The organism is Jiangella alba, from assembly GCF_900106035.1.
Lineage (GTDB): Bacteria > Actinomycetota > Actinomycetes > Jiangellales > Jiangellaceae > Jiangella > Jiangella alba.
Genome location: NZ_FNUC01000003.1, coordinates 3,193,238 through 3,218,226 on the forward strand (window position 1 = coordinate 3,193,238; position 24,989 = coordinate 3,218,226).

General features: G+C 72.4%; 28 protein-coding genes. 12 read left to right on the forward strand and 16 right to left on the reverse strand.

What is annotated here, in order from left to right; translation table 11 throughout:
* Positions 1-60 precede the first annotated feature (60 nt).
* The 8 genes from BLV02_RS17130 to clsA all read right to left on the reverse strand — a co-directional run bounded on the left by BLV02_RS17130 (position 61) and on the right by clsA (position 5,275).
* On the reverse strand, positions 61-537 hold the full coding sequence (locus BLV02_RS17130; RefSeq protein WP_046770126.1) for a bifunctional nuclease family protein: 477 nt from the start codon (positions 535-537) through the stop codon (positions 61-63).
* A 61-nt stretch (positions 538-598) separates the two neighbouring features.
* On the reverse strand, positions 599-1,264 hold the full coding sequence (ftsR, locus tag BLV02_RS17135) for a transcriptional regulator FtsR (RefSeq protein ID WP_069114795.1): 666 nt from the start codon (positions 1,262-1,264) through the stop codon (positions 599-601).
* Positions 1,265-1,335: 71 nt separating this feature from the next.
* Positions 1,336-1,872: a double zinc ribbon and FHA domain-containing protein gene (locus BLV02_RS37640; RefSeq protein WP_069114796.1), complete on the reverse strand. Its 537-nt coding sequence runs from the start codon at positions 1,870-1,872 to the stop codon at positions 1,336-1,338.
* A 139-nt stretch (positions 1,873-2,011) separates the two neighbouring features.
* A complete protein-coding gene (gene gcvH / locus BLV02_RS17145; RefSeq protein WP_069114797.1) occupies positions 2,012-2,398 on the reverse strand; it encodes a glycine cleavage system protein GcvH in 387 nt (128 codons plus the stop codon).
* Positions 2,399-2,432: 34 nt separating this feature from the next.
* Positions 2,433-3,437 (reverse strand): DUF881 domain-containing protein, encoded by a 1,005-nt coding sequence (locus BLV02_RS17150; protein ID WP_074946403.1) that lies wholly within the window; start codon positions 3,435-3,437, stop codon positions 2,433-2,435.
* The gene (locus BLV02_RS17155; protein ID WP_069114798.1) at positions 3,430-3,762 is read right to left on the reverse strand and encodes a small basic family protein; all 333 of its coding nucleotides are present in this window, start codon (positions 3,760-3,762) and stop codon (positions 3,430-3,432) included. The genes BLV02_RS17150 and BLV02_RS17155 overlap by 8 nt, the downstream gene beginning before the upstream one ends.
* Complete coding sequence (locus BLV02_RS17160) at positions 3,759-4,616, reverse strand: DUF881 domain-containing protein (protein ID WP_141711860.1); 858 nt, start codon at positions 4,614-4,616, stop codon at positions 3,759-3,761. Before BLV02_RS17160 ends, BLV02_RS17155 begins: the two co-directional genes overlap by 4 nt.
* Before the next feature lie 56 nt (positions 4,617-4,672).
* The gene (gene clsA / locus BLV02_RS17165) at positions 4,673-5,275 is read right to left on the reverse strand and encodes a cardiolipin synthase ClsA (RefSeq protein ID WP_069114800.1); all 603 of its coding nucleotides are present in this window, start codon (positions 5,273-5,275) and stop codon (positions 4,673-4,675) included.
* A gap of 227 nt (positions 5,276-5,502) precedes the next feature.
* Between clsA and BLV02_RS38035 the strand changes: the two genes are divergently transcribed.
* From BLV02_RS38035 to BLV02_RS17180, 3 genes are all read left to right on the forward strand, one after another.
* Positions 5,503-5,967 (forward strand): MarR family winged helix-turn-helix transcriptional regulator, encoded by a 465-nt coding sequence (locus BLV02_RS38035; protein ID WP_069114801.1) that lies wholly within the window; start codon positions 5,503-5,505, stop codon positions 5,965-5,967.
* Positions 5,964-7,529, forward strand: coding sequence for a DHA2 family efflux MFS transporter permease subunit (locus BLV02_RS17175; RefSeq protein WP_069114802.1), 1,566 nt, complete (start codon positions 5,964-5,966; stop codon positions 7,527-7,529). Before BLV02_RS38035 ends, BLV02_RS17175 begins: the two co-directional genes overlap by 4 nt.
* Before the next feature lie 302 nt (positions 7,530-7,831).
* On the forward strand, positions 7,832-8,251 hold the full coding sequence (locus BLV02_RS17180; protein WP_069114803.1) for a VOC family protein: 420 nt from the start codon (positions 7,832-7,834) through the stop codon (positions 8,249-8,251).
* On the opposite strand, the gene BLV02_RS17185 is transcribed toward BLV02_RS17180, so the two are convergent.
* Positions 8,229-9,311, reverse strand: a complete 1,083-nt coding sequence (locus tag BLV02_RS17185; protein WP_069114804.1) for a DUF4037 domain-containing protein — start codon at positions 9,309-9,311, stop codon at positions 8,229-8,231. The two genes, BLV02_RS17180 and BLV02_RS17185, sit on opposite strands and share 23 nt — an antisense overlap.
* 101 nt (positions 9,312-9,412) lie before the next feature.
* Between BLV02_RS17185 and BLV02_RS17190 the strand changes: the two genes are divergently transcribed.
* The 4 genes from BLV02_RS17190 to BLV02_RS17205 all read left to right on the forward strand — a co-directional run bounded on the left by BLV02_RS17190 (position 9,413) and on the right by BLV02_RS17205 (position 15,040).
* Positions 9,413-9,826, forward strand: coding sequence for a hypothetical protein (locus tag BLV02_RS17190; RefSeq protein ID WP_069114805.1), 414 nt, complete (start codon positions 9,413-9,415; stop codon positions 9,824-9,826).
* Between the two features lie 73 nt (positions 9,827-9,899).
* A complete protein-coding gene (locus BLV02_RS17195) occupies positions 9,900-11,378 on the forward strand; it encodes a glutamate-cysteine ligase family protein (RefSeq protein WP_069114806.1) in 1,479 nt (492 codons plus the stop codon).
* A 60-nt stretch (positions 11,379-11,438) separates the two neighbouring features.
* The gene (locus BLV02_RS17200; RefSeq protein ID WP_083289190.1) at positions 11,439-13,217 is read left to right on the forward strand and encodes an ABC transporter ATP-binding protein; all 1,779 of its coding nucleotides are present in this window, start codon (positions 11,439-11,441) and stop codon (positions 13,215-13,217) included.
* The gene (locus BLV02_RS17205) at positions 13,217-15,040 is read left to right on the forward strand and encodes an ABC transporter ATP-binding protein (protein ID WP_069114807.1); all 1,824 of its coding nucleotides are present in this window, start codon (positions 13,217-13,219) and stop codon (positions 15,038-15,040) included. The genes BLV02_RS17200 and BLV02_RS17205 overlap by 1 nt, the downstream gene beginning before the upstream one ends.
* Here BLV02_RS17205 and BLV02_RS17210 read toward each other — a convergent pair.
* Positions 15,033-15,650 (reverse strand): nucleoside/nucleotide kinase family protein, encoded by a 618-nt coding sequence (locus BLV02_RS17210; protein ID WP_069114808.1) that lies wholly within the window; start codon positions 15,648-15,650, stop codon positions 15,033-15,035. The genes BLV02_RS17205 and BLV02_RS17210 overlap by 8 nt on opposite strands.
* A gap of 44 nt (positions 15,651-15,694) precedes the next feature.
* Here BLV02_RS17210 and BLV02_RS17215 point away from each other — a divergent pair, with 44 nt between their 5' ends.
* The 3 genes from BLV02_RS17215 (at position 15,695) to BLV02_RS17225 (ending at position 17,815) form a co-directional block, all read left to right on the forward strand.
* Positions 15,695-16,537: an SDR family NAD(P)-dependent oxidoreductase gene (locus BLV02_RS17215; protein WP_069114809.1), complete on the forward strand. Its 843-nt coding sequence runs from the start codon at positions 15,695-15,697 to the stop codon at positions 16,535-16,537.
* Positions 16,534-17,085 carry a nucleosidase gene (locus BLV02_RS17220; RefSeq protein ID WP_069114810.1) on the forward strand — a complete coding sequence of 184 codons (552 nt, stop codon included), beginning with the start codon at positions 16,534-16,536 and terminating at the stop codon, positions 17,083-17,085. Before BLV02_RS17215 ends, BLV02_RS17220 begins: the two co-directional genes overlap by 4 nt.
* 79 nt (positions 17,086-17,164) lie before the next feature.
* A complete protein-coding gene (locus tag BLV02_RS17225; protein ID WP_083289191.1) occupies positions 17,165-17,815 on the forward strand; it encodes a PIG-L deacetylase family protein in 651 nt (216 codons plus the stop codon).
* A gap of 4 nt (positions 17,816-17,819) precedes the next feature.
* On the opposite strand, the gene BLV02_RS17230 is transcribed toward BLV02_RS17225, so the two are convergent.
* Entirely contained in the window at positions 17,820-19,970 is a 2,151-nt protein-coding gene (locus BLV02_RS17230) for a DEAD/DEAH box helicase (RefSeq protein ID WP_069114861.1), read from the reverse strand.
* A gap of 395 nt (positions 19,971-20,365) precedes the next feature.
* Here BLV02_RS17230 and BLV02_RS17235 point away from each other — a divergent pair, with 395 nt between their 5' ends.
* Positions 20,366-21,088: a DJ-1/PfpI family protein gene (locus BLV02_RS17235; protein ID WP_069114812.1), complete on the forward strand. Its 723-nt coding sequence runs from the start codon at positions 20,366-20,368 to the stop codon at positions 21,086-21,088.
* Positions 21,089-21,097: 9 nt separating this feature from the next.
* Here BLV02_RS17235 and BLV02_RS17240 read toward each other — a convergent pair whose 3' ends face one another.
* The 5 genes from BLV02_RS17240 to BLV02_RS17260 all read right to left on the reverse strand — a co-directional run bounded on the left by BLV02_RS17240 (position 21,098) and on the right by BLV02_RS17260 (position 24,328).
* Positions 21,098-22,120: a HEAT repeat domain-containing protein gene (locus tag BLV02_RS17240; protein WP_069114813.1), complete on the reverse strand. Its 1,023-nt coding sequence runs from the start codon at positions 22,118-22,120 to the stop codon at positions 21,098-21,100.
* Complete coding sequence (locus BLV02_RS17245) at positions 22,107-22,784, reverse strand: HEAT repeat domain-containing protein (protein WP_069114862.1); 678 nt, start codon at positions 22,782-22,784, stop codon at positions 22,107-22,109. Before BLV02_RS17245 ends, BLV02_RS17240 begins: the two co-directional genes overlap by 14 nt.
* 47 nt (positions 22,785-22,831) lie before the next feature.
* A complete protein-coding gene (locus BLV02_RS17250) occupies positions 22,832-23,224 on the reverse strand; it encodes a hypothetical protein (protein ID WP_069114814.1) in 393 nt (130 codons plus the stop codon).
* Positions 23,225-23,338: 114 nt separating this feature from the next.
* Positions 23,339-23,935: a PIN domain-containing protein gene (locus BLV02_RS17255; RefSeq protein ID WP_083289193.1), complete on the reverse strand. Its 597-nt coding sequence runs from the start codon at positions 23,933-23,935 to the stop codon at positions 23,339-23,341.
* A 9-nt stretch (positions 23,936-23,944) separates the two neighbouring features.
* Positions 23,945-24,328: a helix-turn-helix domain-containing protein gene (locus tag BLV02_RS17260; RefSeq protein WP_083289194.1), complete on the reverse strand. Its 384-nt coding sequence runs from the start codon at positions 24,326-24,328 to the stop codon at positions 23,945-23,947.
* A 443-nt stretch (positions 24,329-24,771) separates the two neighbouring features.
* On the opposite strand from BLV02_RS17260, the gene BLV02_RS17265 reads away from it, so the two are divergent.
* The gene (locus tag BLV02_RS17265; protein ID WP_141711862.1) at positions 24,772-24,966 is read left to right on the forward strand and encodes a hypothetical protein; all 195 of its coding nucleotides are present in this window, start codon (positions 24,772-24,774) and stop codon (positions 24,964-24,966) included.
* The last annotated feature ends 23 nt before the right edge of the window (positions 24,967-24,989 follow it).

Genomic DNA, 24,989 nt, shown 5'->3' on the forward strand with positions numbered 1-24,989 from the left:
GCCGCACACCGCCCAGCACCGACCAGCCCGCGGCCACACACCGGCGTGGGCGGGTCGGGCTCAACCGCTGAAGTCCTCCGGGGTGACTTCGTCGAGGAACTGGCGGAACCGGGCGACCTCGTCCTCCTGCTCCTCGGAGTCGGGGTCGGCCATGAGGACGCCGGCTTCGTCGAGCAGCGGCTCGGACGCGTAGATGGGCGACCCGGTGCGCAGCGCCAGCGCGATGGAATCGGACGGGCGCGAGCTGACCTCGAGCCCGCCGGACAGCACGAGCTCGGCGTAGTAGGTGTTGTCGCGCACCTCGGTGATGCGGACCTGCTCGAGCGTGATGCCGGCGGCGTCGAGCACGTCCTTGAACAGATCGTGTGTCATCGGCCGCGGCGGCACGACGCCCTGCTGGGCGAACGCGATGGCCGTGGCCTCGACGGCGCCGATCCAGATGGGCAGGAAACGGTCACCACCCACTTCACGCAGAAGGACGATGGGCTGGTTGGAGGGCATCTCCACTCGGACGCCCACGACGTCTAGCTCGCGCACGCCTTCAACACTACCCCCGCAACGGGCCGCCGCCCGAGCCAGAACCGGCCCGTGGACGGCCTCAGCGCGACAGCCGGCGCGTGCCCGCGTCGACGAGCGCCGCGTGCAGCCGGACGGTGAGCCGGGCGACGTCGGCGGCGGTCTCTTCGGCGCGGCCGCGGGAGTCGGCGCTGCGCTGGCGGAACATCGGCGCCACGACCTGCTCGACCAGCCCGACCTGCCGTTCGGCGGCGGTTCGGACGGAGCGCAGGTGCCGCGGCTGCAGCCCGTACTGGGCCAGCTCGGCGGCCGTGCGGGCGACCAGCAGGGCGTCGGCGTCGTAGGTGCCGCCGCGGCGCGCCGTCACCATGCCGTAGGACTCGAGCTCGGCCAGCAGCTCGTCGGAGATGGCGGCGGCCTCCAGCAGCGACGCACGCGGCAGCAGCACCTCGTCGTTGGCCGCCGTGGCCGCGGTGTACGGCGTGACGGTACTGCCCTCGGTGACCAGCTCCATGCCTCGGTCGAGCTGCTCGAGCTGCTCCTTGATGACCCGCAGCGGCAGGTAGTGGTCGCGCTGGACGGTGAGGACGTAGCGCAGCCGGGCGACGTCGTCGTGGGTGAAGCGGCGGTAGCCCGACGGCGAGCGCTGCGGCTCGACCAGGCCCTCGGTCTCGAGGAACCGGATCTTGGAGATGCTGACGTCGGCGAAGTCGGGCCGCAGCTGGGCGAGCACTTCGCCGATGCTCATCGTCTGTCCGGCCGGCGCGGCGTCGCGCCGCGCCGGCCCGGAGGCACGCGCCGAGTTCCCCTCGGCGGGACTCACCTGGGCCCGCCTCCGAACCCGTGCTGGCTGGAGTAGTAGACCAGGCGGTACTTGCCGATCTGGACCTCGTCGCCGTTGCTCAGCGCGACCTCGTCGATGCGGTCGCGGTTGACGTAGGTGCCGTTGAGGCTGCCGACGTCGGAGACGACGAAGCCGCCGGGCATGCGCCGGAACTCCGCGTGCCGCCGCGAGACGGTGACGTCGTCGAGGAAGATGTCGGAGTCGGGGTGCCGGCCGGCGCTGACGACGTCGGTGTCGAGCAGGAACCGGCTGCCCGCGTTGGGGCCGCGCAGCACCACGAGCAGGGCGCTGCCCTCGGGCAGGGCGTCGACGGCGGCCTGGTCGGCCGCCGCGAGGTCGCTGGAGTCGTCCCGCTCGACCTGCGCGGTCTCCTCGCGCACCATGGCCATGGTGCTCGTGGCGTCACCCCCCGTCTCGGCCGGCTGCATGGGCCGGACCAGCGGGGTTCCGCAATTGGAGCAGAACTTCGCGTCGGACGGGTTTTGGTGCCCGCACTGGGTGCAGAACGGCATCAGCTGGCCTCCCGCCGTGGGTCTCCCCCCGGCTTCGACTCGTCGGCGCTACGAGTGTCTCACTCACTCTCGACCAGCGCCTGAGGGTTTACGGATGTTGGCAACCTAGAACCGGCCGCCGCCAGGGTCAACCGGCGACTCAGCCCTCTACCTGGGAACGGTAGTCGGCGGCCGTCAGCAGCTGATCGACGACCCCTGGATCGGCCGGGACGATCTCGATCATCCAGCCGGCGCCGTAGGGGTCGGCGTTCACCTGCTCGGGTGCGGCGTCGAGCTCCTCGTTGCGGCCCACGACGGTCCCGGTGACCGGCGCGAACAGCTCGCTGACGCTCTTGGTCGACTCGAGCTCGCCGCAGACGCCGCCCGCGGTGACGGCGTCACCGACGGCCGGCAGCTGGACGTACACGATGTCGCCGAGCTGCTCCTGGGCGAAGTGCGTGATGCCGACGCGGACGCTGCCCTCGGCCTCGCCGGGGCTGCGGACCCACTCGTGCTCCGCGGTGTACCTCAGATCGTCGGGATACAACGGGCTCTGCCTCCTCGGGGGCAACTGTGCGGGGTCATTCGTCGTCGCCGTCCTCGGGCGCCGGGCGAGCGTACTGAGGCGCCTGCGGCTCGTGCAACACGTCGACGGTGAGGTCGTCGTACTCGTCGACAGTGGCCTGCGCGCCGCCCTCGTCGTCGCCCTCGATGCTGGCGACGACGCCGTTGGCGAACATCATCGAGCCGCTCAGTTCGCCCGGCTCGCCGATGGCGACGATCTCGTAGGGCGGCTCGAGCTCGACACCGCCGACGGTCAGGACGTCGCTGCTCGGGTTCTCGAACGAGGTGCTGGCGACCACCCGGACGGCGGCGTCGTTGCCGCCGCCGCGCATCTGGATGGCCTCGGCGCCGGCCACCCGCAGCTCGTTGATCGCGCGCAGCATGGTGTAGGCCTTGACGTCGTGGTCGGGGTCGCTGATCGTCATGATGATGCCGGGGCCGCTGGCGGCGATGGTGCCGGCCAGCACGCCGGTGCTGCGGGCCCGTTCCTCGGCCTGCTCCAGCGCGGCGGCCTCGGTGTCGGCGCCGCTGACGAGGTCGCGGCGGTCGGACTCGAGCTCGGCGACGTGGTCGTCGAGGCGGTCGGCCTGGCGGCGCAGGCCGTCGAGGATCTGCACGAGGTCGTCGCGGCGGGCGTTGGCGAGCGCGTCGTCGTCGTCGGCCCGCACCTGCAGGACGGCACCGAAGCCGAGCAGCGCGACCAGCACCGCCACCAGCACCTGGCCGCCGTCGGGCCGCTGCCGGACGGCGTTCCAGAGCCGCTTGGTGCCCGACGGCGCCGCCGGGGTGAACCGGCCGGCGCCCGGGACGAACGGCTGCGGCGCCGCGGGCGGGTCCGGCTCGGCCGTCTCGTCGACGGGCTCCGGCGGCTCCACCAGCTCGGGCGGCTCCACCAGCTCGGGCGACTCCACCGGCTCCACGGGCTCGGCCGGCGAGGCCGGAGAAGCCGGAGAAGCCGGGGAGGCCGGAGCGGCCGCGCCGTCGAGGTCGGTGTCGTCGGGGCCGGGGGTCGCGTCAGGCATGGAAGATGTGCCGTCTGATCGTCGCGACGTTGGTGAAGATGCGGATGCCCAGCACGACGATCACCGCCGTCGACAGCTGCGAGCCGACGCCGAGCTGGTCGCCGAGGAACACGATGAACGCGGCGATCAGCACGTTGGCGATGAACGAGACGACGAACACCTTGTCGTTGAAGATGCCCTCGATGACCGCCCGGATGCCGCCGAACACCGCGTCGAGCGCGGCGACGATGGCGATGGGCAGGTACGGCTGCAGTTCGAGCGGCACCGACACGTCGAAGACGAGGCCGGCCAGGATGCCGACGAGGAGCCCGGCGAGTGGGATCACGAGCCCTCCCCCGGTACCGCGTAGGACAGCGGCGTGTTGCCGGCCGGCAGCGTCAGCGACTCCTCGGAGTCGACGTCGTACCGGATACCGCTGCTGGAGGCGACGTCGCGCAGCCACTGGCCGCCGCTGCCGTCGCCGAAGTCGCGGGCCAGCGTGCGCGGGTCGCCGATGGCGGAGACCTCGTACGGCGCGTTCATGGGCCGGTAGTTGATCTGGATGACGTTCTGCGCGGAGCGGATGGCCGTCAGCGCGGTGATGCGCTGGCCGTTGACGGCGACGGCCTCGGCTCCGGCCGACCAGAGCCCGTTCACCACCTGGCGCAGGTCGAGGTCGAGCACGCTGTCGGTGCCGTTCTCGGCGCTCTGCTCCTCGGCGTCGTCGACCGTGACCACCACCCCTGGCCCCGTCACGGCAATCGCCCCCGTTGTCGCCTGCAAGCTCTCGACTTCCTCCCGCGTCTGCTGCCCGGCCGCGGAGTTCTGCAGGAGGTCGCTCTCGAGCCGCCCGATCTCGGACTCCAGGGAGCTGACCTCGCCCTGCAGCCGGCTGACGCGCTCGTCCTCGTTGTGGATCTGTTCGATGAGCCCCTGCCGCTCCGAAGAGACAACACTAGCGGTGTTGCGCACCTGCAACACCGACATGGTCAGCAACAGGCCGAGCGCGACGAGCCCGATGGCGAGCGCGGGCGAGCGCCAGGTGCGCTTCGACGTCGGCCGTTCGCCCGCGGCCCGGCGGCGCGCGGCCGCGTCCTCGTAGCCGGGGTCGAGCGGCTTCGCGAACAGGTCGTTGAGCAGCGACATCGACTCGTCCGGCCGCCGCAGCGGACGGACCCGGGGAGCCTGCCCTGTCACCACGGTCCTATGCTCGCACGCACGTCACGACGTTCCGCTCAGACATCCGTGCCAGCCGCTCAGGAATTCCGGCCGGCGACCGGGGTGGCGAGCACCTTGCGGGTCTGTTCGGTGTAGAGGACCGCCGCCCACCAGTACAGCGCCACGCCCCAGATGACGAACGCCCAGCCGAACACCCGGGCCAGCATGGGGATGGTGCCGTCGCCGTCGCCCCACAGCAGCAGCGGGAAGGCGTACAGCAGGCAGGCCGTGGCGGACTTGCCGAGGAAGTGGACGGGCAGCCCGGTGATGCCGCGGCGGGCGCGCAGCAGCGCGACGATGCCCGCCATGTACACGTCGCGGGCGACCAGCAGCACCGCGAACCACAGCGGGATGATGTCGCGCAGCGTCAGCGCGACGATGGTGGTGAGGATGTAGAGCCGGTCGGCGAGCGGGTCGAGCAGCTGGCCGACGCGGCTGATCTGGTTCCAGCGCCGGGCCAGGTAGCCGTCGAGGTAGTCGGTGAACCCGGAGACCGCGAGCAGCACGATCGCCAGGGTGTCGGCCTCCTTCACCAGCACCAGCCAGAGGAACACCGGCACGCCCAGCAGCCGCAGGAACGACAGGATGTTCGGAATCGTGAACACCCGGTCGGTCTGCACCGCCGTCTCCTGCGCCTTCACAGCCCGTCCTCCCCCGTCGATCGCGGCCCGGCTGGGCCAAGCGTACGCGTCACAATCCGGCGGGGTCGTACGTCTCGGATGTACGGGGGCCGGAGGAGGGGCGGGAAAATGCCATGCGCGACGGGGTCCGGCGGGGTCATGCTTGCTCGCGTGGACGGGGACCGGGGGACGTGCGAGCGTGATCGCTCTCACACCCGCAATGGTTGCAGGTGCGTTAGTATCTTCGGGTGCCCGCCTCCGAGCTCGAGCTCGTCACCGCCCTGGAGGCGTTCCTCCAGCGGCTGGCGTGCACCAAGGCCGACTCCGACCTGCGATCCATGGTCGAGCTGGATCTGTCCATCTCGCAGTTCCGCTGCCTCATCCTGCTCGGCCAGCACGCCGAGGCGCTGCCGATCAACGAACTGGCCGACCGGCTCGACCTCACCCTGGCCACGGCGGGCCGCAACGTCGACCGCCTGGTCGCCCACGGCCTGGTCGAACGGCGTGAGGACCCGCAGGACCGCCGCGTCCGGCTGGTCTCGCTGTCCGATACCGGCCGGGCGATCATGACCGAGATCGACGACGCCCGCCACAACGCCGTGCGGGCCTTCGCCCGGTCGCTGGATCCGGCCGACCGCGACCGGCTCGCGGCCGCGCTCGCTCCGATCGTCGAACCATCCGCACCATCTCGCCTGGAGGAACAACTCTCATGAGTGCACCGGCCGGACCCCCCGACACCGGGTCCGACGACAAGCTCGATCGCGGCGTCCTGAAGGTCGCCGGTGTGGTGGTGCTCGGCGCCATCATGTCGATCCTCGACGTCACGGTCGTCAGCGTCGCGCTGCCGACCTTCCAGTCCGAGTTCAACACGACGGTCGCCACCGCGGCGTGGACGATGACGGCGTACACGCTGGCGCTGGCCGCGGTCATCCCCATCACCGGCTGGGCGGCGGACCGCTTCGGCACCAAGCGGCTGTACCTGACGTCGCTCGTCCTGTTCGTGCTGGGCTCGGTGCTGTGTGCGTTCGCCTGGGACATCGGCCCGCTCATCGGCGCGCGCATCCTGCAGGGCCTGGGCGGCGGCATGCTGATGCCGCTGGGCATGACGATCATGACCCGCGCCGCCGGCCCCGACCGCGTCGGCCGCGTCATGGCCGTCCTCGGCATCCCGATGCTGCTCGGCCCGATCGGCGGCCCGATCCTGGGCGGCTGGCTGATCGACGTCGCGTCCTGGCACTGGATCTTCCTGATCAACCTGCCCATCGGCATCTTCGCGTTCATCGCGGCGTTCCGGGTGCTGCCGAAGGACCAGCCGCAGCCCTCGGAGAGCTTCGACTTCGTCGGCATGGCGCTGCTCTCCCCCGGTCTGGCGGCCTTCCTCTACGGCGTCTCGTCCATCCCGGAGCACGGCACCGTCCGCAACGCCGAGGTGCTGGCGCCGGCCATCATCGGCCTGGTCCTCGTCGTCGCGTTCGTCTTCCACGCGCTGCGCAAGGACCACCCGCTGATCGACCTGCACCTGTTCCTCAACCGGCACCTCACCATCGCCGTCGTGACGATGTCGCTGTTCATCGTGGCGTTCATGGGCGCCGGCCTGCTGTTCCCCAGCTACTTCCTGCAGGTCCGCGGCGAGACCACGACGATGGCCGGCATCCTGCTGGCGCCGCAGGGCATCGGCGCCATGGTCACCATGCCGATCGCCGGCCGGCTCACCGACAAGACCGGGCCCGGCAAGCTGGTGCTCGGCGGCATCGTGCTGATCGCCATCGGCATGACGACGTTCACCCAGCTCGAGGCCGACACGTCGTACTGGCTGCTGCTGAGCTCGCTGTTCGTCATGGGCCTCGGCATGGGCATGACGATGATGCCGATCATGACCGCGGCGCTGGCCAGCCTCACCCACGGCGAGGTGGCCCGCGGGTCGACGCTGATGAACATCGTCCAGCAGACCGGCGGCTCCATCGGCACCGCCGTCATGTCGGTCATCCTGACCAACCACATCCTCAACAACCAGGCGGCCACCGCGTACTACGGCGGGGTGCAGACCGGCACCGCCGACCAGCTGCCGCCCGACATCTTCGAGGCCGGCCGGTCCGCGTTGGCCGAGGCGTTCGGCAACACCTACCTGGTGGCGATCGTGCTCGTGGTCCTCTGCATCATCCCGGCGCTGTTCCTGCCGCGGTCGAAGCAGGAGCTGCGCACCGATCCCCGCGAGGAGGGCGAAGGCGAGGGCGAGGGCGACGTCGACCAGGCGCCGCCGGTCATGCTGCACTGACGCACCACGCACCAAGGCCCCGTCCGGCGCACGCCGGGCGGGGCCTTCCCGCGTCCGGGCGCCGACGCCCAGGCAGCCGGCGCGGGTCACCGTCGGCGGGACGAAGACCGGCACGCTTTGCAATGAGCACCGACACGCACCGTTGCGTATCTGTGCTCATTGCAAAGCGGCCGGATCACCGCGTCGCCGCCGCCGCCGTCGCGGGCCCGGCGTTCCCGGCTGTTCAGCTCCGTCGGCCTGCTCGCCTGTCCGCTCCGGGTCTAGTGTCGAACGCGGAAGGTCCCTCGACGAGGAGGACGGTCATGAGCACGCGCCTCAACCCGTACATCGGGTTCCGCGACAACGCCCGGCAGGCGATGGAGTTCTACCAGTCCGTCTTCGGCGGCGAGCTCCAGCTCAGCACGTTCGCCGACTTCGGCGCCGGCGACGACCCGGCCGAGGCGGGCAAGATCATGCACGCCCAGCTGGAGGCCGAGAACGGCCTGGTCCTGATGGGCGCCGACACCCCCAACGACCTGGAGCACTCCCCCGGCGGCAACGTCTCGATCTCGCTCAGCGGCGACGACGAGCCCACGCTGCGCGGCTACTGGGAGAAGCTGGCCGACGGCGGCACCGTCACCGAGCCGCTCATGGTCGCGCCGTGGGGCGACGCCTTCGGCATGTGCACCGACCGCTTCGGCGTCGCCTGGCTGGTCAACATCAGCGGGACGCCGCGGCAGTAGCCAGCTCGGCGCGGTAGGCCTCGGCCAGCCGGCCGGGCCAGCCCGAGAACGTCACCAGGGTGTCGTCGCCGTGGGTGAGCTGGTCGAGCGCGCCGACGGGCAGCAGCGCGCGCAGCGCCGGGTCGGCGACGGCGTCCAGCGTCGCGCGGGCGTAGGCGCCGGCGTTGCTCACCCGGTACGGCCGGACGGCGTCGTTGATGCCGACGTCGAAGTCGCCGGCCGCGGGACCGACGGGGACGCTGACGGCGGCCGCGTCGTGGCGGCGGCCCAGCTCGGCCAGCGCCGCGAGGAGCGGGTCGTCCGGCCCGGCGGCCGCGGCCGCGGGCGCCGCCAGCGCGGCGTCCAGCAACGGCCCGACGACGGCGGCGGCGTCGAGCCGGGCGAACGCCGTCCCGAACCACTTGTCGTAGGGTCGGTAGCGCCGCTCCAGCAGGAACGCCAACTCCATCGCCAGCCCGGCCAGCCGGGCGGTCAGCAGCGCCGCGCCCCGGGCGTCGCCGAGTTCCCGGCAGCGGGCCCGCAGCGGCTCGGTGGTGCCGACCTGGTGCCACTGGACGGCGATCATCCAGCGCCACACGTCGTCGGGGTACCAGGCCAGCGCCGCGCGGGCCGCCGTCAGCTCCCCGAGGTCGTCGCGGAACACCCGCCCAGCGGTGACGTGCAGCAGCCGCTGCTGCGGCAGCGCCAGCCACGCGGCGGTGTCGAGGCCGTCCGGCGGCCGCCCGAGCGCCGCCGTCAGCCACTCCGCGGCCGTCGTGACCTCGACGTGGTGGTCGACGCCGCCGCTGGCCAGCGAGAACCAGGCCGTCGGGTGACCACGGAACTCGGCCGGCAGGCCGGCGCCGATGCGGGCCCGCACCGCCTCGACCCGCCCGGCCGGGACGAAGACCTGCGCCCGCGGCCCCCACTCGTGGTCGGTCGACCGCTCGGTGTCGAAGCCGAGCACCTCCGACCCCTCGCCGAGCAGGGCGGCCGCGTGCGGCTCGCCGGCCAGCGGCGCCAGCACCTCGCGGTAGAAGGCCTCGGCGAGGTCGAGCCCGGGTACGAAGGCGGCCGTCATCGGGTGTCACGGTAGCGCATGGCCGCACCGTGCGATCCGCCCGGCCGGGAGGTGACGACGCGCATCTACGACCGTGCGCGGATCGGCCCGACGCTGCTGGTATGACGTTCACACACAGCACACACACCCACCACGGCCACGGGCGGCGCCCGTTCGTCCGCCACTACCTCGAGATGCTGGCCGCGATGGTCGCCGGCATGATCATCGGCCCACTGCTGCGCTCGGCCGCCGGGCTGGCGGCACCCGCCGACCCCGGCGTCGGCGCCGTCCTCATGGCCGCCGACATGACCGTCGCGATGGTCCTCTGGATGCGGATCCGCGGCCACGGCTGGCCGGCGTCGCTGGAGATGGCCGCCGTCATGATCGCGCCGGTCGCCGTCCTCGCCCCGCTGCACTGGCTCGGCCTGTTCGGCGGGGACGTCCTGCTGGTCGCCGAGCACGTCGTCATGCTGCCGCTGATGTGGCTGGCCATGCTGCGCCGGCCGGCCGAGTACGGCCGGTGGTCGACGTCGTGATCGCGGCCGCCGGCAGGTGCTCCAAATCCCGGTATCTGGGGTAAGACTGTGCTGACGAACCGCTGGAGGTCACATGGGCGAGGACGTCGGCCGGCAGGAGTTCACCCGGGCGGACCGCACGCAGTACCGCGCCAAGGTCCGCCGGTGCCTCGACGCCTTCGAGCGCATGCTCCGCGAGGCCCAGTTCGAGTTCGACCGGCCGCTGACCGGGCTGGAGATCGAGCTGAACCTCGTCGACGACCGGCACGACCCGGCCATGCGCAACGCCGAGGCGCTGGCGGCCATCGCCGACCCCGCCTTCCAGACCGAGCTGGGCCAGTGGAACCTGGAGATCAACCTCGCGCCGCGCGAGCTCGACGGCAGCGGCGTCACGGCGTTCGAGGACGACGTCCGGGCCTCCCTGAACGCCGCCGAGCAGAAGGCGGGAGCCGTCGGCGCGCACCTTGCGATGATCGGGATCCTGCCGACGCTGCGGCTGGAGCACCTGTCCGGGCAGTCGCTGTCGGTGAACCCGCGCTACGAGCTGCTGAACGACCAGATCCTGGCCGCCCGCGGCGAGGACCTGCACCTGGCCATCGACGGCGCCGAGCGGCTGCGCGTCTCGTGCGACACCATCCTCCCCGAGGCCGCCTGCACGAGCACGCAGTTCCACCTGCAGGTCAGCCCCGAGCAGTTCCCCGCCATCTGGAACGCCGCCCAGGCCGTCGCGGGCGTCCAGATCGCCGTCGGCGCGAACTCGCCGTTCCTGCTCGGCAAGCAGCTGTGGGCCGAGACCCGCGTCGCGCTGTTCGAGCAGGCCACCGACACCCGCAGCGAGGAGCTCAAGGCGCAGGGCGTGCGGCCGCGGGTGTGGTTCGGCGAGCGGTGGATCACGTCGATCTTCGACCTGTTCGAGGAGAACGTGCGGTACTTCCCCGCGCTGCTGCCGATCGTCGCCGACGAGGACCCGATCGCGGTGCTGGACCGCGGCGACACCCCGGAGCTGGCCGAGCTGCGGCTGCACAACGGCACCATCTACCGCTGGAACCGGCCCGTGTACGACGTCGTCCGCGACCGCGCGCACCTGCGGGTCGAGAACCGCGTCCTGCCGGCCGGGCCGACGGTCGCCGACACGCTGGCCAACGGCGCGTTCTACTACGGGCTGGTGCGGCGGCTCGCCGCCGAGGACCGTCCGGTGTGGACGCAGATGTCGTTCAGCGCGGCGGAGGAGAACTTCCACGCCTGCGCCCGTGAGGGCCTCGACGCCCAGGTGTACTGGCCGGGGCTGGGGCACGTCCCGGTCGCCGAGCTGGTGCTGCGGCGGCTGCTGCCGCTGGCCTACGACGGCCTGCGCGACTGGGGCGTCGACACCGCCGTGCAGGAGCGGCTGCTCGGCATCGTCGAGCGGCGCTGCGCCGAACACCGCAACGGCGCCGACTGGCAGGTCGCCGCCTTCCACCGTCGCTTCGACGGCACCTCCGCCGAGCGCCACGACGCGCTGCGCGGCATGCTCCGCTCCTACGTCGAGCACATGCACAGCAACGAGCCCGTCCACACCTGGGCCGTCGACTGAGCGCCGCCCGCCGGTTAACCGGATGAGGTCTGTCGGTGCCACGTGCTAGAACTGCCGACGATGACACTGGCACGCACCGAATTCACCGTCGCCGGTCGCCCGGAGTTCGACCGGCGCGGCCCGGTGCGCTGGATCGTGTCGCACCAGCTGCGCCACCCGTGGCACCTCGCCGGCTTCCTCGTCGGCTCGGTCACCATGGTGGTGCTCAATTCCATGGTGCCGGGGCTGGTCGGCGACGCCTTCGACGCGGTGCTCGACGACCGCACCGACCGGCAGGCGGCGCTCACGGCCATCGTCGTCACGCTGCTGGTGGTGGTCATCGGGCGGTCGGTGCTCGACTTCGTGGCCCGCCTGTGCACCGAGGTGCTGGCCAAGCGCATCGAGCGCGACACCCGCGACGAGCTGTACGTCAGCCTGCTGGGCAAGAGCCAGACGTTCCACAACCGGCAACGGGTCGGCGACCTCATGGCCCGCGGCGCCAACGACGTCCGGCAGCTCGGCACCATGTTCAGCCCGGGCATCGACCTCCTGGTCGACTCCCTGTCGCAGGGCATCGTCCCCATCGTCTTCATCGCCTTCCTCGACCCCCGGCTGCTGGTGGCGCCGCTGATCTTCGCGGTCGCGTTCGTGTGGTCGATCCGGCGGTTCATGCGCCGGCTGGCGCCGGTGTCGGCGCAGCTGCGCGAGAACTACGGCACCCTGAACGCGGGGCTGAACGAGACCATCCGCGGCATCGAGGTGGTCAAGGCGACCGGCCAGGAGAAGCAGGAGCTGGCCAGGTTCGGCCGCAACGCCCGCCGCTACCGCGACGCCTACGTCCAGCAGGGCCTCATCCAGGCCCGCTACCTGCCCACCCTGCTGCTGGCGGTGGCGACGGCCGGCGGGCTGCTGCACGGGCTGTGGCTGCTCGACGCCGGCGAGCTGAGCGTCGGCGGACTCATCACCTACATCGGACTGCTCGGCCTGCTCGGCTTCCCGGCGTTCATCTCGATCTTCTCCTTCTCGCTGGTGCAGAACGGCATCGCCAGCGCCAACCGGCTGCTGACGCTCATGCGCGAAGAGACCGAGCTCGACCACAACGAGGCCGGCCACGTCGCGCCCATGCGCGGGGCCATCGAGTTCCAGGACGTCACGTTCGGCTACGGCGGCCAGCCGGTGCTCGAGAACCTGTCGTTCCGCATCGAGCCGGGCCAGACGGTGGCCGTCGTCGGCGAGACCGGCTCCGGCAAGACCACGCTGACGAAGCTGGTCAACCGCATCTACGACACCGGCTCCGGCCGGGTCCTGGTCGACGGTACCGACGTCCGCACGTGGAACCTCGACTCCCTGCGCTCCCAGATCTCCACCATCGAACAGGACATCGTGCTGTTCAGCCGCTCGGTGCACGAGAACATCGCGTTCAGCCTCGGCCAGCAGGCCCACCGCGACGACGTCGTGCGCGCGGCCAAGGACGCCCAGGCGCACGAGTTCGTCACCGCCCTCGACGACGGCTACGACACCGTCATCGGCGAGCGCGGCGTCACGCTCTCCGGCGGGCAGCGGCAGCGGCTGGCCATCGCCCGGGCGCTGCTCACCGACCCCGCCATCCTGGTCCTCGACGACTCCACCAGCGCCATCGACAGCGCCACCGAGGACGAGATCCAGCGGGCCATCCAGCGCGTCCTCGAGGGCCGCACCACGCTGCTCATCACGCACCGGCTGTCGCAGATCCGCTGGGCCGACAAGGTCCTGCTGCTGCAGCGCGGCCGGCTGGTCGACGAAGGCACGCACGACGAACTGCTCGGCCGCTGCGCGCTCTACCGGCGCATCTTCGCCCACTACGACGAGGTGAGCGGCTGATGGCCTTCATCATGAACGGTCTCGACGCCGAGGCGTACGACCGCACGTACGGCGACCGCGAGCTGCTGCGCCGCATCCTGCGCTACTTCCGGCCCAAGACGCGGGTCATGGCGTTCATCGCCGTCGCCATCGTGCTGCAGGCGCTCATGCAGGCGGCGTTCCCCATCGTCGTCAGCGAGGGCCTCGACCGCGTCGTCGACGACCGCACCACCGGCCTGGTGGTCGCGCTGGTGTCGGCGGTGCTGGTCACCGGTGTGCTGGGCTGGGTGTTCAACTTCGTGCAGCGCTGGTACACCGCCACGGTGGTCGGCGACGTCGTGCTCGGCCTGCGCGAGGACGCCTTCGACGCCGTCCTCGACCGCGACATGTCCTTCTACGACGAGCACTCGTCGGGCAAGGTGGTCAGCCGGGTCACGTCCGACACCGAGGACTTCGCCACCGTCGTCACGCTGACGCTGAACCTCATCAGCCAGGTGCTCATGGTCGGGCTCATCACCGTGCTGCTGTTCACCCGCAACGTCGGGCTGGCGCTGCTGGTCATGGCGGTCGTGCCGATCATCGTCGCGATGGCGCTGGGGTTCCGGCGCATCGCCCGCGAGACCACGCGGCACCAGCAGCGCTCGCTCGCCAAGGTCAACGCGACGCTGCAAGAGACCATGGGCGGCATCTCGGTGGCGAAGAACTTCCGCCAGGAGCACACCGTCTACGGCGAGTTCCAGCCGATCAACGGGCAGAACTACCGGGTCACGCTCAAGCAGGGCTTCGTCTTCGGCGCCATCTTCCCGGCACTGTTCGCGGTGGCCGGGCTGGCCACCGTCATGCTGGTGCAGGTCGGCGGCGGGCGGGTGCTCGACGGCTCCATCTCGGCCGGCGACTGGTACCTCTTCCTGCAGAGCGTCGCGCTGTTCTGGCTGCCGCTGACGTCCATCGCGTCGTTCTGGTCGCAGTTCCAGCAGGGGCTGTCGGCGTCCGAGCGGGTGTTCGCGCTGATCGACGCCGAGCCGCTGGTGGTGCAGCGCGACCCCCGGCCGGTCGGGCGGCTGGCCGGGCGCATCGAGTTCCGCTCGGTGCGGTTCGGGTACGCGCCGGAGCACCCGGTGCTCGACGGGTTCGACCTCACCATCGCGGCCGGCGAGACCATCGCGCTGGTCGGCCACACCGGCGCCGGCAAGTCGACCATCGGCCGGCTGCTGGTGCGGTTCTACGAGTTCCAGGGCGGGCAGATCCTCATCGACGGCACCGACATCCGCTCCGTCGAGCTGACGTCGTACCGCCACCAGCTGGGCGTCGTGCCGCAGTCGCCGTTCCTGTTCTCCGGCACGGTGGCCGACAACATCCGCTATCCGCGGCCGGACGCCTCGGAGTCCGACGTGCGGGCGGCGGCCGCCACGGTGGCCGGCGGCGACTGGCTCGACGCCCTGCCCGACGGCCTCGCCACCGAGGTCGGCGAGCACGGCTCGGCGCTGTCGATGGGCCAGCGGCAGCTGGTGGCGCTGGCCCGGCTGCTGCTGCAGGACCCCGCCATCGTCATCCTCGACGAAGCCACCGCCAGCGTCGATCCCCTCACCGAGGCGCAGATCTCCGAGGGCCTCGACGTCGCGCTGGCCGGGCGCACGTCCATCGTCATCGCGCACCGGCTGTCCACCATCGAGCACGCCGACCGCATCATCGTCATGCGCGACGGCGGCATCGTCGAGCAGGGCACCCACGACTCCCTGCTGCGGGCCGGCGGCGCCTACTGCGACGTCTACAACACCTACTTCCGGCACCAGTCCCCCGACTACCGGCCCGGCACCGGCTTCGTCGGCGTCGAGGTCAGCTGACGACCACCGCCAGGTGCCGCGGGTCGTCGGCCCGCACCACGATGTCGGCGACCGCCTCCGGGCTGGTCTCGGCGGCGTACCGCTCGTACGCCGGCAGCGTCCACGCGTCGGCCGGCGGGGTCACCCGGCGCAGCGTGTCCTCGCGCAGCGCCAGGTGCACCGACAGGTCGACGTCCAGCCCGCGGCCCAGCGTCAGCGCACCGTCCAGCACGACGACCAGCCCGGGTGGCGCCGCGACGTACGCCGCCCGGGTCGACCGGTCGGTGTCCGGGTCGCGCAGCGTCGGCAGGTAGCGGCCGGTGCCGCCGGGCCCCACCGCCACCAGCACCTCGCGGTTCAGCGCGCTGGTGTCGATCCACGCGTCCAGCAGCGAGTCGGGGTCGTGCGCGCCGTGCTCCAGTCGCAGCGACCGCGGCCGCAGGAAGTCGCGGACCCGGACGCGCGCCACCGGCCGGCCCGCCGTCCGCAACGGCTCGGCGAGCGCGTCGGCCAGCCGCTCCGGCCGCGCCGCCGGGTGACCGTCCACCACCAGGCGCCGGGCGCCGGTCGCGAGAACCCGCTCGACGACGCGCGTCACCAGCACGTCCTCGGTCACCGGCTGCACCCGCACCCGGCCATGCTGCCACCGTCCGGCCCGTGCCCTACTGTGACCGCATGCGGCTGACCGGATCGACGATCGTGCTGACCGGCGCGACGTCGGGTATCGGGCGGGCGACGGCCCTGGAACTGGCCGCGCTGCGGCCGCGGCGGCTGGTCGTACACGGCCCGCAGCCGCCCGGCGAGGTGACCACGCTCGTCGGCGAGCTGTCCGCGGCGGCCGGGCGGGGCGGCGAGGTCGTGTACCTGGCGGCCGACTACGGCGTGCTGGACGACGTCGCGGCGCTGGCGTCCGCGGTGCGCGCGGCCTGCCCCGAGGGCGTCGACCTGCTGGTGAACAACGCGGCGCGGCCCGGCCCGCGCACCCGCACGCTGACCGGCGACGGCCACGAGGCGACGTGGCAGACCAACTACCTCGCGCCGGTCGCGCTGACGACGCTGCTGCTCGACGCGGTCGGGGCGGGGCGTGCCGGGCGCATCGTCAACGTCGCGTCGGCCACGCACTTCTCCGCCGAGCTGCGGCTGGACGACCTCGAGCTGGCCGGGCCGGGCTACTCCCCCGCGTCGGCCTACGCGCGGTCGAAGCTGGCGCTGGTGACGTGGAGCTGCCGGCTCGCCGGGCACCGGCCGCGGCCGACCGTCGAGGTCGTCAGCGCGCACCCGGGCGTCATCGCGACGCCGCTGCTGCACGCGATGTTCTCCATCGGCGGCGACACCCCGGAGCACGCGGCCGGCAACCTGCTCGCCGTCGCCCGGGCCGACGGCGACAACGGCACCTACTACGACGAGCGGCGCCCGGTCACGCCGAACCCCATCGCGCTCGACTCCGTCGCGCAGGAGCTACTCGACCAGCTCACCCGGCGCGCGCTGGCCCCCGTCCTGCCGGCCGCCACCGCATGACCCGTCATCTCGTCGTCAGCGCGACCGCGGCCGAGGCCCGGTACGTGCCCGCCGGGCTGCCCGTCATCGTCACCGGCATCGGCAAGACGGCCGCCGCCACGGCGACGACGCAGGCGCTGGCCGGGCGGGCGCCGGACGACCTCGTCGTCGTCAACATCGGCACCGCCGGCGCGCTGCGCCCCGGGCTGACCGGCCTGTTCACGCCGGGGCGGGTGCTCAACCACGACCTCGACGCGGCGCTGATCCGGGCGCTCGGGTTCGACCCGGAGGAGCTGATCGAGCTGCCCGGCGGCGACGACGTCACGCTCGCGACCGGAGACCGGTTCGTCGCCGACGCGGACCTGCGCGACGCCCTCGCGCTGCGGGCCGACCTCGTCGACATGGAGGGCTACGCGGTCGCGTACGCGTGCCGGCGGCTGGGCGTGCCGGTGCGGCTGGTCAAGCACGTCTCCGACGCCGCGGACGAGTCCGCGCTGGACTGGCCGTCGGTGGTCGACGCGAGCGCCCGCGTGCTGGGCGCCTGGCTGGCGGCGGAGCTCGGCGGCTGAGCTGCCTTGGGACGATGGTCCCGCGATTCGGAGTCTTTCCGGCCCTATGGTGGCGAAACGGGCGACCCGATGCTGAGGTATGAGCACCTATGTGAGGCCGGTGCCGGCCGTCCGCACCCTCGTCGTGGTGTGCGCGCATCCCTACGACGCGACGTTCGCGCTGGGCGGCGTCATCGCCGCGTTCGCCGGCGCGCGGACGTCCGTCCACATCCTCTGCCTCACGCACGGCCGTGCGCCCGATCCACGGCCACGGCGCCGGCTGGAGCGGGCCCGCGACCTCGGCCGCGCCACCCGCCACCTCGGCGCCGACGACGTCACGCTGCTCGACCACGCGCCCGGCACGCTGGCGCTGACCAGCCTGGACACGCTGGCCGACGAGATCCTGGCGGCGCACCAGGGCGCCGACGCCATGCTCACCGTCGACGCGACGGCCGACGACGCCCACCCGGACCATGTCCGCGCGATGCGGGCCGCCTACCGCGCGGCGACGAAGCAGGGCAGCACGCTCTACGCCTGGACGCTGCGGCCCGGCGACGCCTTCCGCGGCCGCCAGGTCCTCGTCGTCGACGTCGACCGCGAACGGCAGCGCGCGGCCACCGCCTGCCACACCGGCCTCCCCGCCGACGACCCGCTGCGCCGCCGCTGGCAGCGCGTCCACGACCGCACCGAGCGGCTGGTCGTGCTGCGCTCCGAGCGCACCGCCACCCCGGTGTTCGCCCGCAACCCCTGAGCGCCTACGCCGTCAGCGCGTCGGTGAGCAGCGCGACCAGCGCCTCCAGCTGGATGTCCGCCGCCGACGAGATCTCCTCGTCCGAGCCGTCGAGCGCCCGGGCGGCCAGCCCCGCCTTGCCGTCGATCAGCTCCGCGATGCGGGTGTCGACGGTCTGGGCGGCGATGATGCGCCACGCCGTGACCGGCTCGGCCTGGCCTATGCGGTGGACGCGGTCGATGGCCTGAGTCTGCTCGGCCGCCGACCAGGACAGCTCGGCCAGCACGAGGTTGGACGCGACCTGCAGGTTGATGCCGACGCCGGCCGCCGTCAGCGAGCAGACCGCGACCGCGACGTCGGGGTCGTTGACGAACGCGTCGATGTTCTGCTGCCGCTTGCGCGTCGTCTGCTCGCCGCGGATGGACGAGTAGCGCAGGCCGCGTTCGGCGAACAGCTCCTCGGCCGCGTCCATGACGTCGATGTGCTTGGCGAAGAACACGACCTTGCCGACGCTGCGGGCCAGCTGGGCCGCGTAGTCGGCGGCCAGCCCGGCCTTGGCCTGCCCGATGCGGCGGATCATGCTGAACACGTTCTCGCCGGTCTTCGCCGACTTGTCGGCCAGCTCGGCCCCGGCGACGCGGCGGATGAGGTCGGCGTCGAGGCCCGCGGCGGTGGCGCCGTCGCCGCGCGCCTCGAGGGCGGCGTGGTAGCGGGCGACGAGACGGTCGGCCAGCTCGCGCTCGGCCGCGCGGATGGACCGGCCGGCGGCGTCGTCGAGCTCGACCGGGAGGTCGGCGACCCGGCGAGCGGGAATGTCGGCCGCGACGTCGGCCTTGCGGCGGCGGACGATGCCGAGGTCGATGACGCAGCCGCGGGCGGCCGAGGAGAACCCGGGGTCGACGGGCGTCAGGCCGGTCTCCTCCAGCGCCTCCATCAGCTCGGAGCCGGGCTTGCGGTCGTCGATCCAGCCGAGGAACTGCCAGATGGCGCGGAAGTCGTCGATGTCGTTGATCAGCGGCGTGCCGGTGAGCGCCATGAGCAGCGGGCGGACGGCGCGCGAGCGCAGCTGCTCGGACAGTTGCAGGACGTGCTGCGAGCGCTGCGACTTCTTGTTCTTGATGAAGTGCGCCTCGTCGACGACCATGCCGCGGAAGCCGAGGTCGCCGAGCCAGCCGACGTGGCGGTCGAGCACCTCGTAGTTGACGACGATGATGTCGGCGAACCCGTCGATGGTGTCACCGTCGCCGTGGATGACCGTCGCCGGGTGGCGGGGCGTCCAGAGATCGGCCTCGCGCGCCCAGTTCGTCTTCACCACGTTCGGGACGACCACGAGCAGCGGGAAGGCGTTCGCGGCCTGCGCGGCCAGCAGCGCCTGCGCCGTCTTGCCCAGGCCGGGCTCGTCGGCGAGCAGGAAGGTCCGGTGCCCCTCCTCGGCGGCGGCGACCAGGCGGGCCTGGTGCGGCATCAGCTCGAGGCCGTCGGGCAGCCGGACCGGGACGGCGTCGGGCAGCGCCATGGAGGCGGTCGTGCCGTCGGTGGCGTTCTCGAACGAGCTGAGCAGCGGCCCGATCAGCTCCCAGTTCACCAGCCGCCGGGGCCGCGCCGCGCTCTTCTGCGCCGGACGGGACGCGGCGGCGGCCTCGTAGTCGGGGGCGAGGAACGGGTTGGCCAGCTGCCGTGAGACGACGGACTGCGGCACGACCCGCCGCTTCGGCGCCGTGACGGCGGCCGCCGTGGGCGCCGCGACCGGCACCTCGTCCTCGGCCGGCGCACGGCCGGCGGCGACCAGCATCTCGCGCCGCAGCGCCCTGGCCGCGTCGCTGACCGGCGCGTCCTCGGCCAGCAGCCCCAGCAGCGACGCGTCGCGCACGGCGACCTTCGCGAGGATGGTGGCGATGCCGTCGAGCCGCTTCAGCTGCTCGGCGCGGTAGGCCTCGCTGCGGGAGTCGTCGCCCTTCACCTGGGCCCGCTCTTCGCGCACCAGCAGGGCGATGACCTGGAACTTCGTTCGTACGGACGGCTTGATCGAGCCGCGCTGCACGCTGCCCTCGACCTCGCGCACAGCGCGCGCGAGCACCGACATGATGCCTTCGTTCTCCTGTGCCCGGCCGCCGCGTCGCCGCGTCCGGTTCGCCGTCCGGCTGGCGCCGGGACGGCGCCTGGCGTCTCTCGCCAAGTGCTCCTCCTCTGGAGTGGCCACGATGTGGAGCCGCGGCCACCGGGACGTCACACCGCTCTCGTCCCGGTTCGGGGACGCCTGTGCTGGATGACGCCGGGTCACCGTCCCATGGTGTGACCCGGCCCCCCTTGGCTCGGCAGGCTCGAATGCCCTGCCGACACGAGCGCGTCCGACCTGCGCCGGACACTCGCGTCCCCGTCGTAGTGGGAGATCCCGTTCCGCGGGCTCCCCACCTGCCGGGGCGGCTTCTCGCCGAGTCTAACGCCTCAGGGCCCGATGGGCCCCGGTTCGCGTGCGCGTTGCCGCATTTTCTCCTCTATTGCAGCCGTTCGGCCCCGCCGGCTATTCCCGGCGCGGCCCGACTAGACTGGGAACCGGCGAGGAGTCTGCCGATGGATGCCAGTTCGACCACCGCGATCGTCGCGTACCAGGGAGTCTCCGCCGACGAGGCCGAGATCTTCCGCTTCGCGCTGTCCCAGTTGCCCGATTTCCGCACCGTCACCGTCGGCACCGCCCGCGGCCAGGTGGCCGGACCGGGCGGCGTCCAGACCATCGACGCCACCCTCGACGAGGTCAACGCACCCGCCGTCGTCGCCGTCCCGGGTGGCGTCGGCACCGACCGGCAGCCCGAGATCGCCGCCTGGCTGCGCCGGGTGTCGCCGCGCTGGCTGCTCGCGAGCTCGACCGGGTCGACGCTGCTGGCGGCGGCCGGCCTGCTCGACGACGCCACCGTGGCGACGCACTGGCTGGCCGGCCCGCTGCTCGAGCACTACGGCGCCCACGCCTCGCACGACCGCCTGGTCGTCAACGGCCGCGTCATCACCTGCTCGGGTGGCCCGACGGCGTTCCACGCGGCGCTCGTCGTGGCGCGCGCCTACGGCGGGGCCGATCTCGTCGCCCAGATCAGCGCCAGCGCCGTCACCGCTCGTGAGCAGCGCCGCGCCCAGCCGCCCCGTCATCGCAGCCTGTGGGCCCGCCTCGGCGGCGCGGTCCGCGGCCACGATCCCGCGCCGCCTGAGCTCGGCCCGCTCGACCGCGCCCTCGACGACCTCGGCCCGCTCGACCTCGGGCCGGTCGGGCCGCCGCCGGTGGCGCCGCCACACGAGCGTCGCTGAACCCGCCGCCTACTCGGTGCGCGACGTGCGCTGCTGGAGGACGTAGGCCGCGGTCAGGGCGATCGATCGCTCGTCGCTGCGGGCGAGGTCGGCGAGCGCGCTGGTGGCCGCGTCGCCGGGGAGGTCCGCCAGCGCCTGCACGATGCGCTGCCGCACCGGCGTCGTGGCGTCGTCGAGCTGGGCGACGAGGTCGGCGGCGACGCGGTCGGCCAGGTCGCGGTCGCGCGCCAGCGTGCCCAGCGCGTCCGCGGCGTCGACGTCGTTCACGCCGTCGACCACCATGGCGACCAGCGTCGGGACCGCGTCGGCGACGCCCCGCGCGCCGAGCGCCAGCGCCACGGACCTGCGCACGGCGACGTCGGGGTCGGCGAGCGCGTCGCCGAGCAGGGCCGTCGCCTCGTCGTCCGGGATCTGCGCGATCAGCGCGACGGCGCGCCCGCGTACCTCGGCGTCGGCGGCGGTGAGCCCGGCGGCCAGTTCCGCGAGGCCGTCGCCGCCGGATCGGCGCAGCGCCCACCGCAGCGCGCCGGCGACGTTGGGGTCGGTCTCGGCGAGCGCCGCCTCGACCAGCAGTTCGACGGGCGCGGCCGCGCCGCCGGCGGTCGTCGTGCCACCGGCCGCGGCCAGGGCGGCGCGCTGCCGGACGCGCGCGCTCTCGGAGCCCAGCCCCTGCAGCAGCGCGACGACCCCCAGCGCCGCCTCCCAGTCGGCCGGCTCGGCGGCGTCGAGGTGGCGCAGCCGGGTGAGCAGCTCCCGCTCGCGGCCGATGCGCTCCTCCGTCTGCCGGATCAGCTCCTCGACGATGCCGGACGGGTCGAACTCCGGGTCGTCCAGGGCGCGGCCGACCTCGCGCAGCGTCAGGCCCAGCGAACGGAGGCTCTCGACGTGCAGGATGCGCCGGATGTCGTCGCCGGAGTACTCCCGGTACCCACCCACGCTCCGCCCCGTCGGCCGCACCAGCCCCAGCGCGTCGTAGTGCCGGAGCATGCGCGCGCTGACGCCGGACCTGCGGGCCACCTCACCGATCAGCACGCCTCAGGGCCTCCTCCCTCTCCGGACCGAGCGCGACGACCCGCTTCGCCTCGTCGATGGCCGCCTCGAAGCCCGTGTCCGGATCGTGCCACAGCCGCTCGGTGGCGATGGCGTGCGCACGCACTTCGGGCGCCGTGTTCCTGCTCGCCGCGGCCAGCACCGGCGGCGCGGCGTCGCCGAGCGCGATCAGGGCCCGGCTCAGGCTCAGCTGCAGGTCCCGCCCGCCCCGTCCGAGCTGCGTGGCCAGCCGCGCGGCCAGCGCGCCCCGCTCCCCGTCCGGCACCAGCACGACGGCGGCCCGCCAGGCGCTGCGCGCCACCTCCTCGTCGGTGTCGGACAGCAGCGACCGGGTGATCGCCCGCCACGCCCTGCCGTCGCCGATCTTGGACAGCGTGTGCAGCGCCTGGCTCCGCCCCTGCGCGACGTCCGAGCCCAGCTCCTCGACCAGCCGCGGCACGGTGACGCTCGCCGGGTGCCGGGTCAGCGCCCACGTCAGCATGTCGCGCACATAGAAGTCCGCCTCGACGCCGCACCGCTCCACGAGCGTCCCGACCTGGTCCGCGTCGGGCCGGCTGCCCGCCGCGAGCGCCGCCCGCAACCGCACCGACGCACGCGGGTGCGCCAGCGCCTCCACCAGTCCAGCGCTCTGCCGCGCCACGGTCATCACGACCACCTCCTCGACCCAGTGGACGGCTTGTCACCGTGTCAAGGTCAAGCGGGAGCGATGCCGAACTTCTCGATCATGAAACGCCAGAACAGCGGGACGGCCTCCGCGGCCGGGCGCTCGACGATGTCGTCGTGACCGGTCACCGACTGCTCCTCGATGACCACGTTCCCGGCGCGCGGAGCACGGCGGAGCGAGCTGGGCGCCCGCACCACCACGACGCCGTACGGTGGTTCCGGAACCGGGCGCGGCACGACGAGGATGTCGTGCATCGAGGTGCAGCCGGCCAACGCCTCGGACCGTCCCGATGCGATGACGCTGCGCACGATGTCCGTGAGATGGCCGAACCCCGGCGTGCTGCCCACGGATTCGTCGAGGAACTGCTCGATCTCTCGCCAGTCCCTCGCGACGAACGGCGTCGTCCGCCCATGGGTGCACACCGGCCGAGCATGGCACGCCGCTCCCCCGGCGTCGAGGATGCCGCGGCTCCGCGTTGTCGGGGGGCGATCCGGGTTGTTGCGATGGGTAGGAGATGGAGCAGGTGGGGCACCGTCTCAGTCGAGGGCCACGCCGGCCGACTCCAGCAGAGGTGTCATCCTGGCGGCCGCTATGGGGGCACCGGCACGCTCCAGCGCCGCGATGGTCGATGCGTCCGTGGCGCCGCGCAGCCGGGCAACGGCGGTCGCGTGTACGGCAAGCAGCTGGACCGGGTACTCGGCGATCAGAACGCTCAACAGCGCTTCGGGCGTCATCACCTCGAATCCGAGCGGCCCCGCCACGTCGTCCGGGAAGTCATTCGTGTTCGCCGTGCACAGGACCGTGGCCTCTGCAGCGACGGCAGCGGCGATCACATGACGGTCGTCCTCGTCAGGCAGCGCCAGCTCGGACAGTCGCTCGTGATCCCCGGGTGTCGGCTCGACCTCGGCATAGGGGAACGCACGGTTCATCGCAGCCACAAGGCGCACACCGGACTCGATGGTGAAGCCAGCGACATTCGCCACCAGATGTTCGGTGACCTCGCTCAGGATCTCCCGGCTCCACGCGATGGCGATGATCTCCTCATCAGCGGCGTAGAGCAGGTAGTCACGCAGGACGCGCGAGGACGTTGGCGTCGACCAGGACGACCCGGACCGTGCCGGGCAGGTCGAGATCCCCTTCGGTCACTCCGTGAGGCCCAGCTCATCCTGAAGATCGGCCAGATCCTCCAGGGCTGCCTGACGCCGGGGACGCTCGGCATCGAGGAACGCCCGGATCGAGGAGACCCGGATGCGGTGGTGGGCACCAACCTTGCGGAAGTCGAGGACGCCCTGGTCCATCAGCTTGCGGACCTGTGGCCGCGACATCCCCAGCAGTTCGGCTGCCTCGCTCGGCGTGACCTCAGCATGCCCACGGGTCACGAGAACCTGCTGACCACGAGCACGCGCGTCAACGACGCGCGCCAGCAACTCAGCGGTCTCACGCGAAAGCGACACCTGCACGTCGTCGCCGCCGGCGTCCAGAGCACGGTGGACCGCCTCGACGTCGCGAGCGAGCATCTCTGTCATCTCGCCACCCTATCTGCTTTAACTGAACCATCTGCAACAACTATGCGTGTTCCCGCCCACGTGGCCAGGCATCACTCTCGGCAGGCTCGGCGGAGAGCGGAGCGGCCGACGGACGCCGAACCCAGCCGCCCGGCGCCGTCGTACCCAGCCTGCCCCAGTCTCACGAGCAAGATCGTCACGGCGATCGCACACGATCTCGGGCGTCGAATCCCAAGTCCTGCCTGAGCCACGGTGAAGCGGCTCAGCGATGCTTCGAGACCTCCGCTCGCCGGGGCGACTTCGGCGGGTCAGGCCGCCTTCGCCGCAGGGTTCCAGACCATCCCCCGACGCCAGACATCGCGCCTGGGCTGGATTCGTTGTGACCCACGGCCGCAACCGTATTGTCAACCCCCTGTCCCAGGCCTACGATCGAATTGTCGATCATGTCAACGGGGGGTTTGATCATGGCAGACAACGACCTCAGCGCTCGCCTGGACAGGCTCGAGCAGTTGCTGGGACTACAGCGCATGAACGTCTCCGCCGACGCCGAGGGCGGCAGGGGGTTCGCCAACAGCGGTGTCTCCGATCACTGCGGCAACAGCACGTTCAGCAACCACTGCGCCGTCATGCGTGCCGAGCCCGAGGTCGCACCGCAGTAGCCGTAGCGCGCCCGGCATCCACA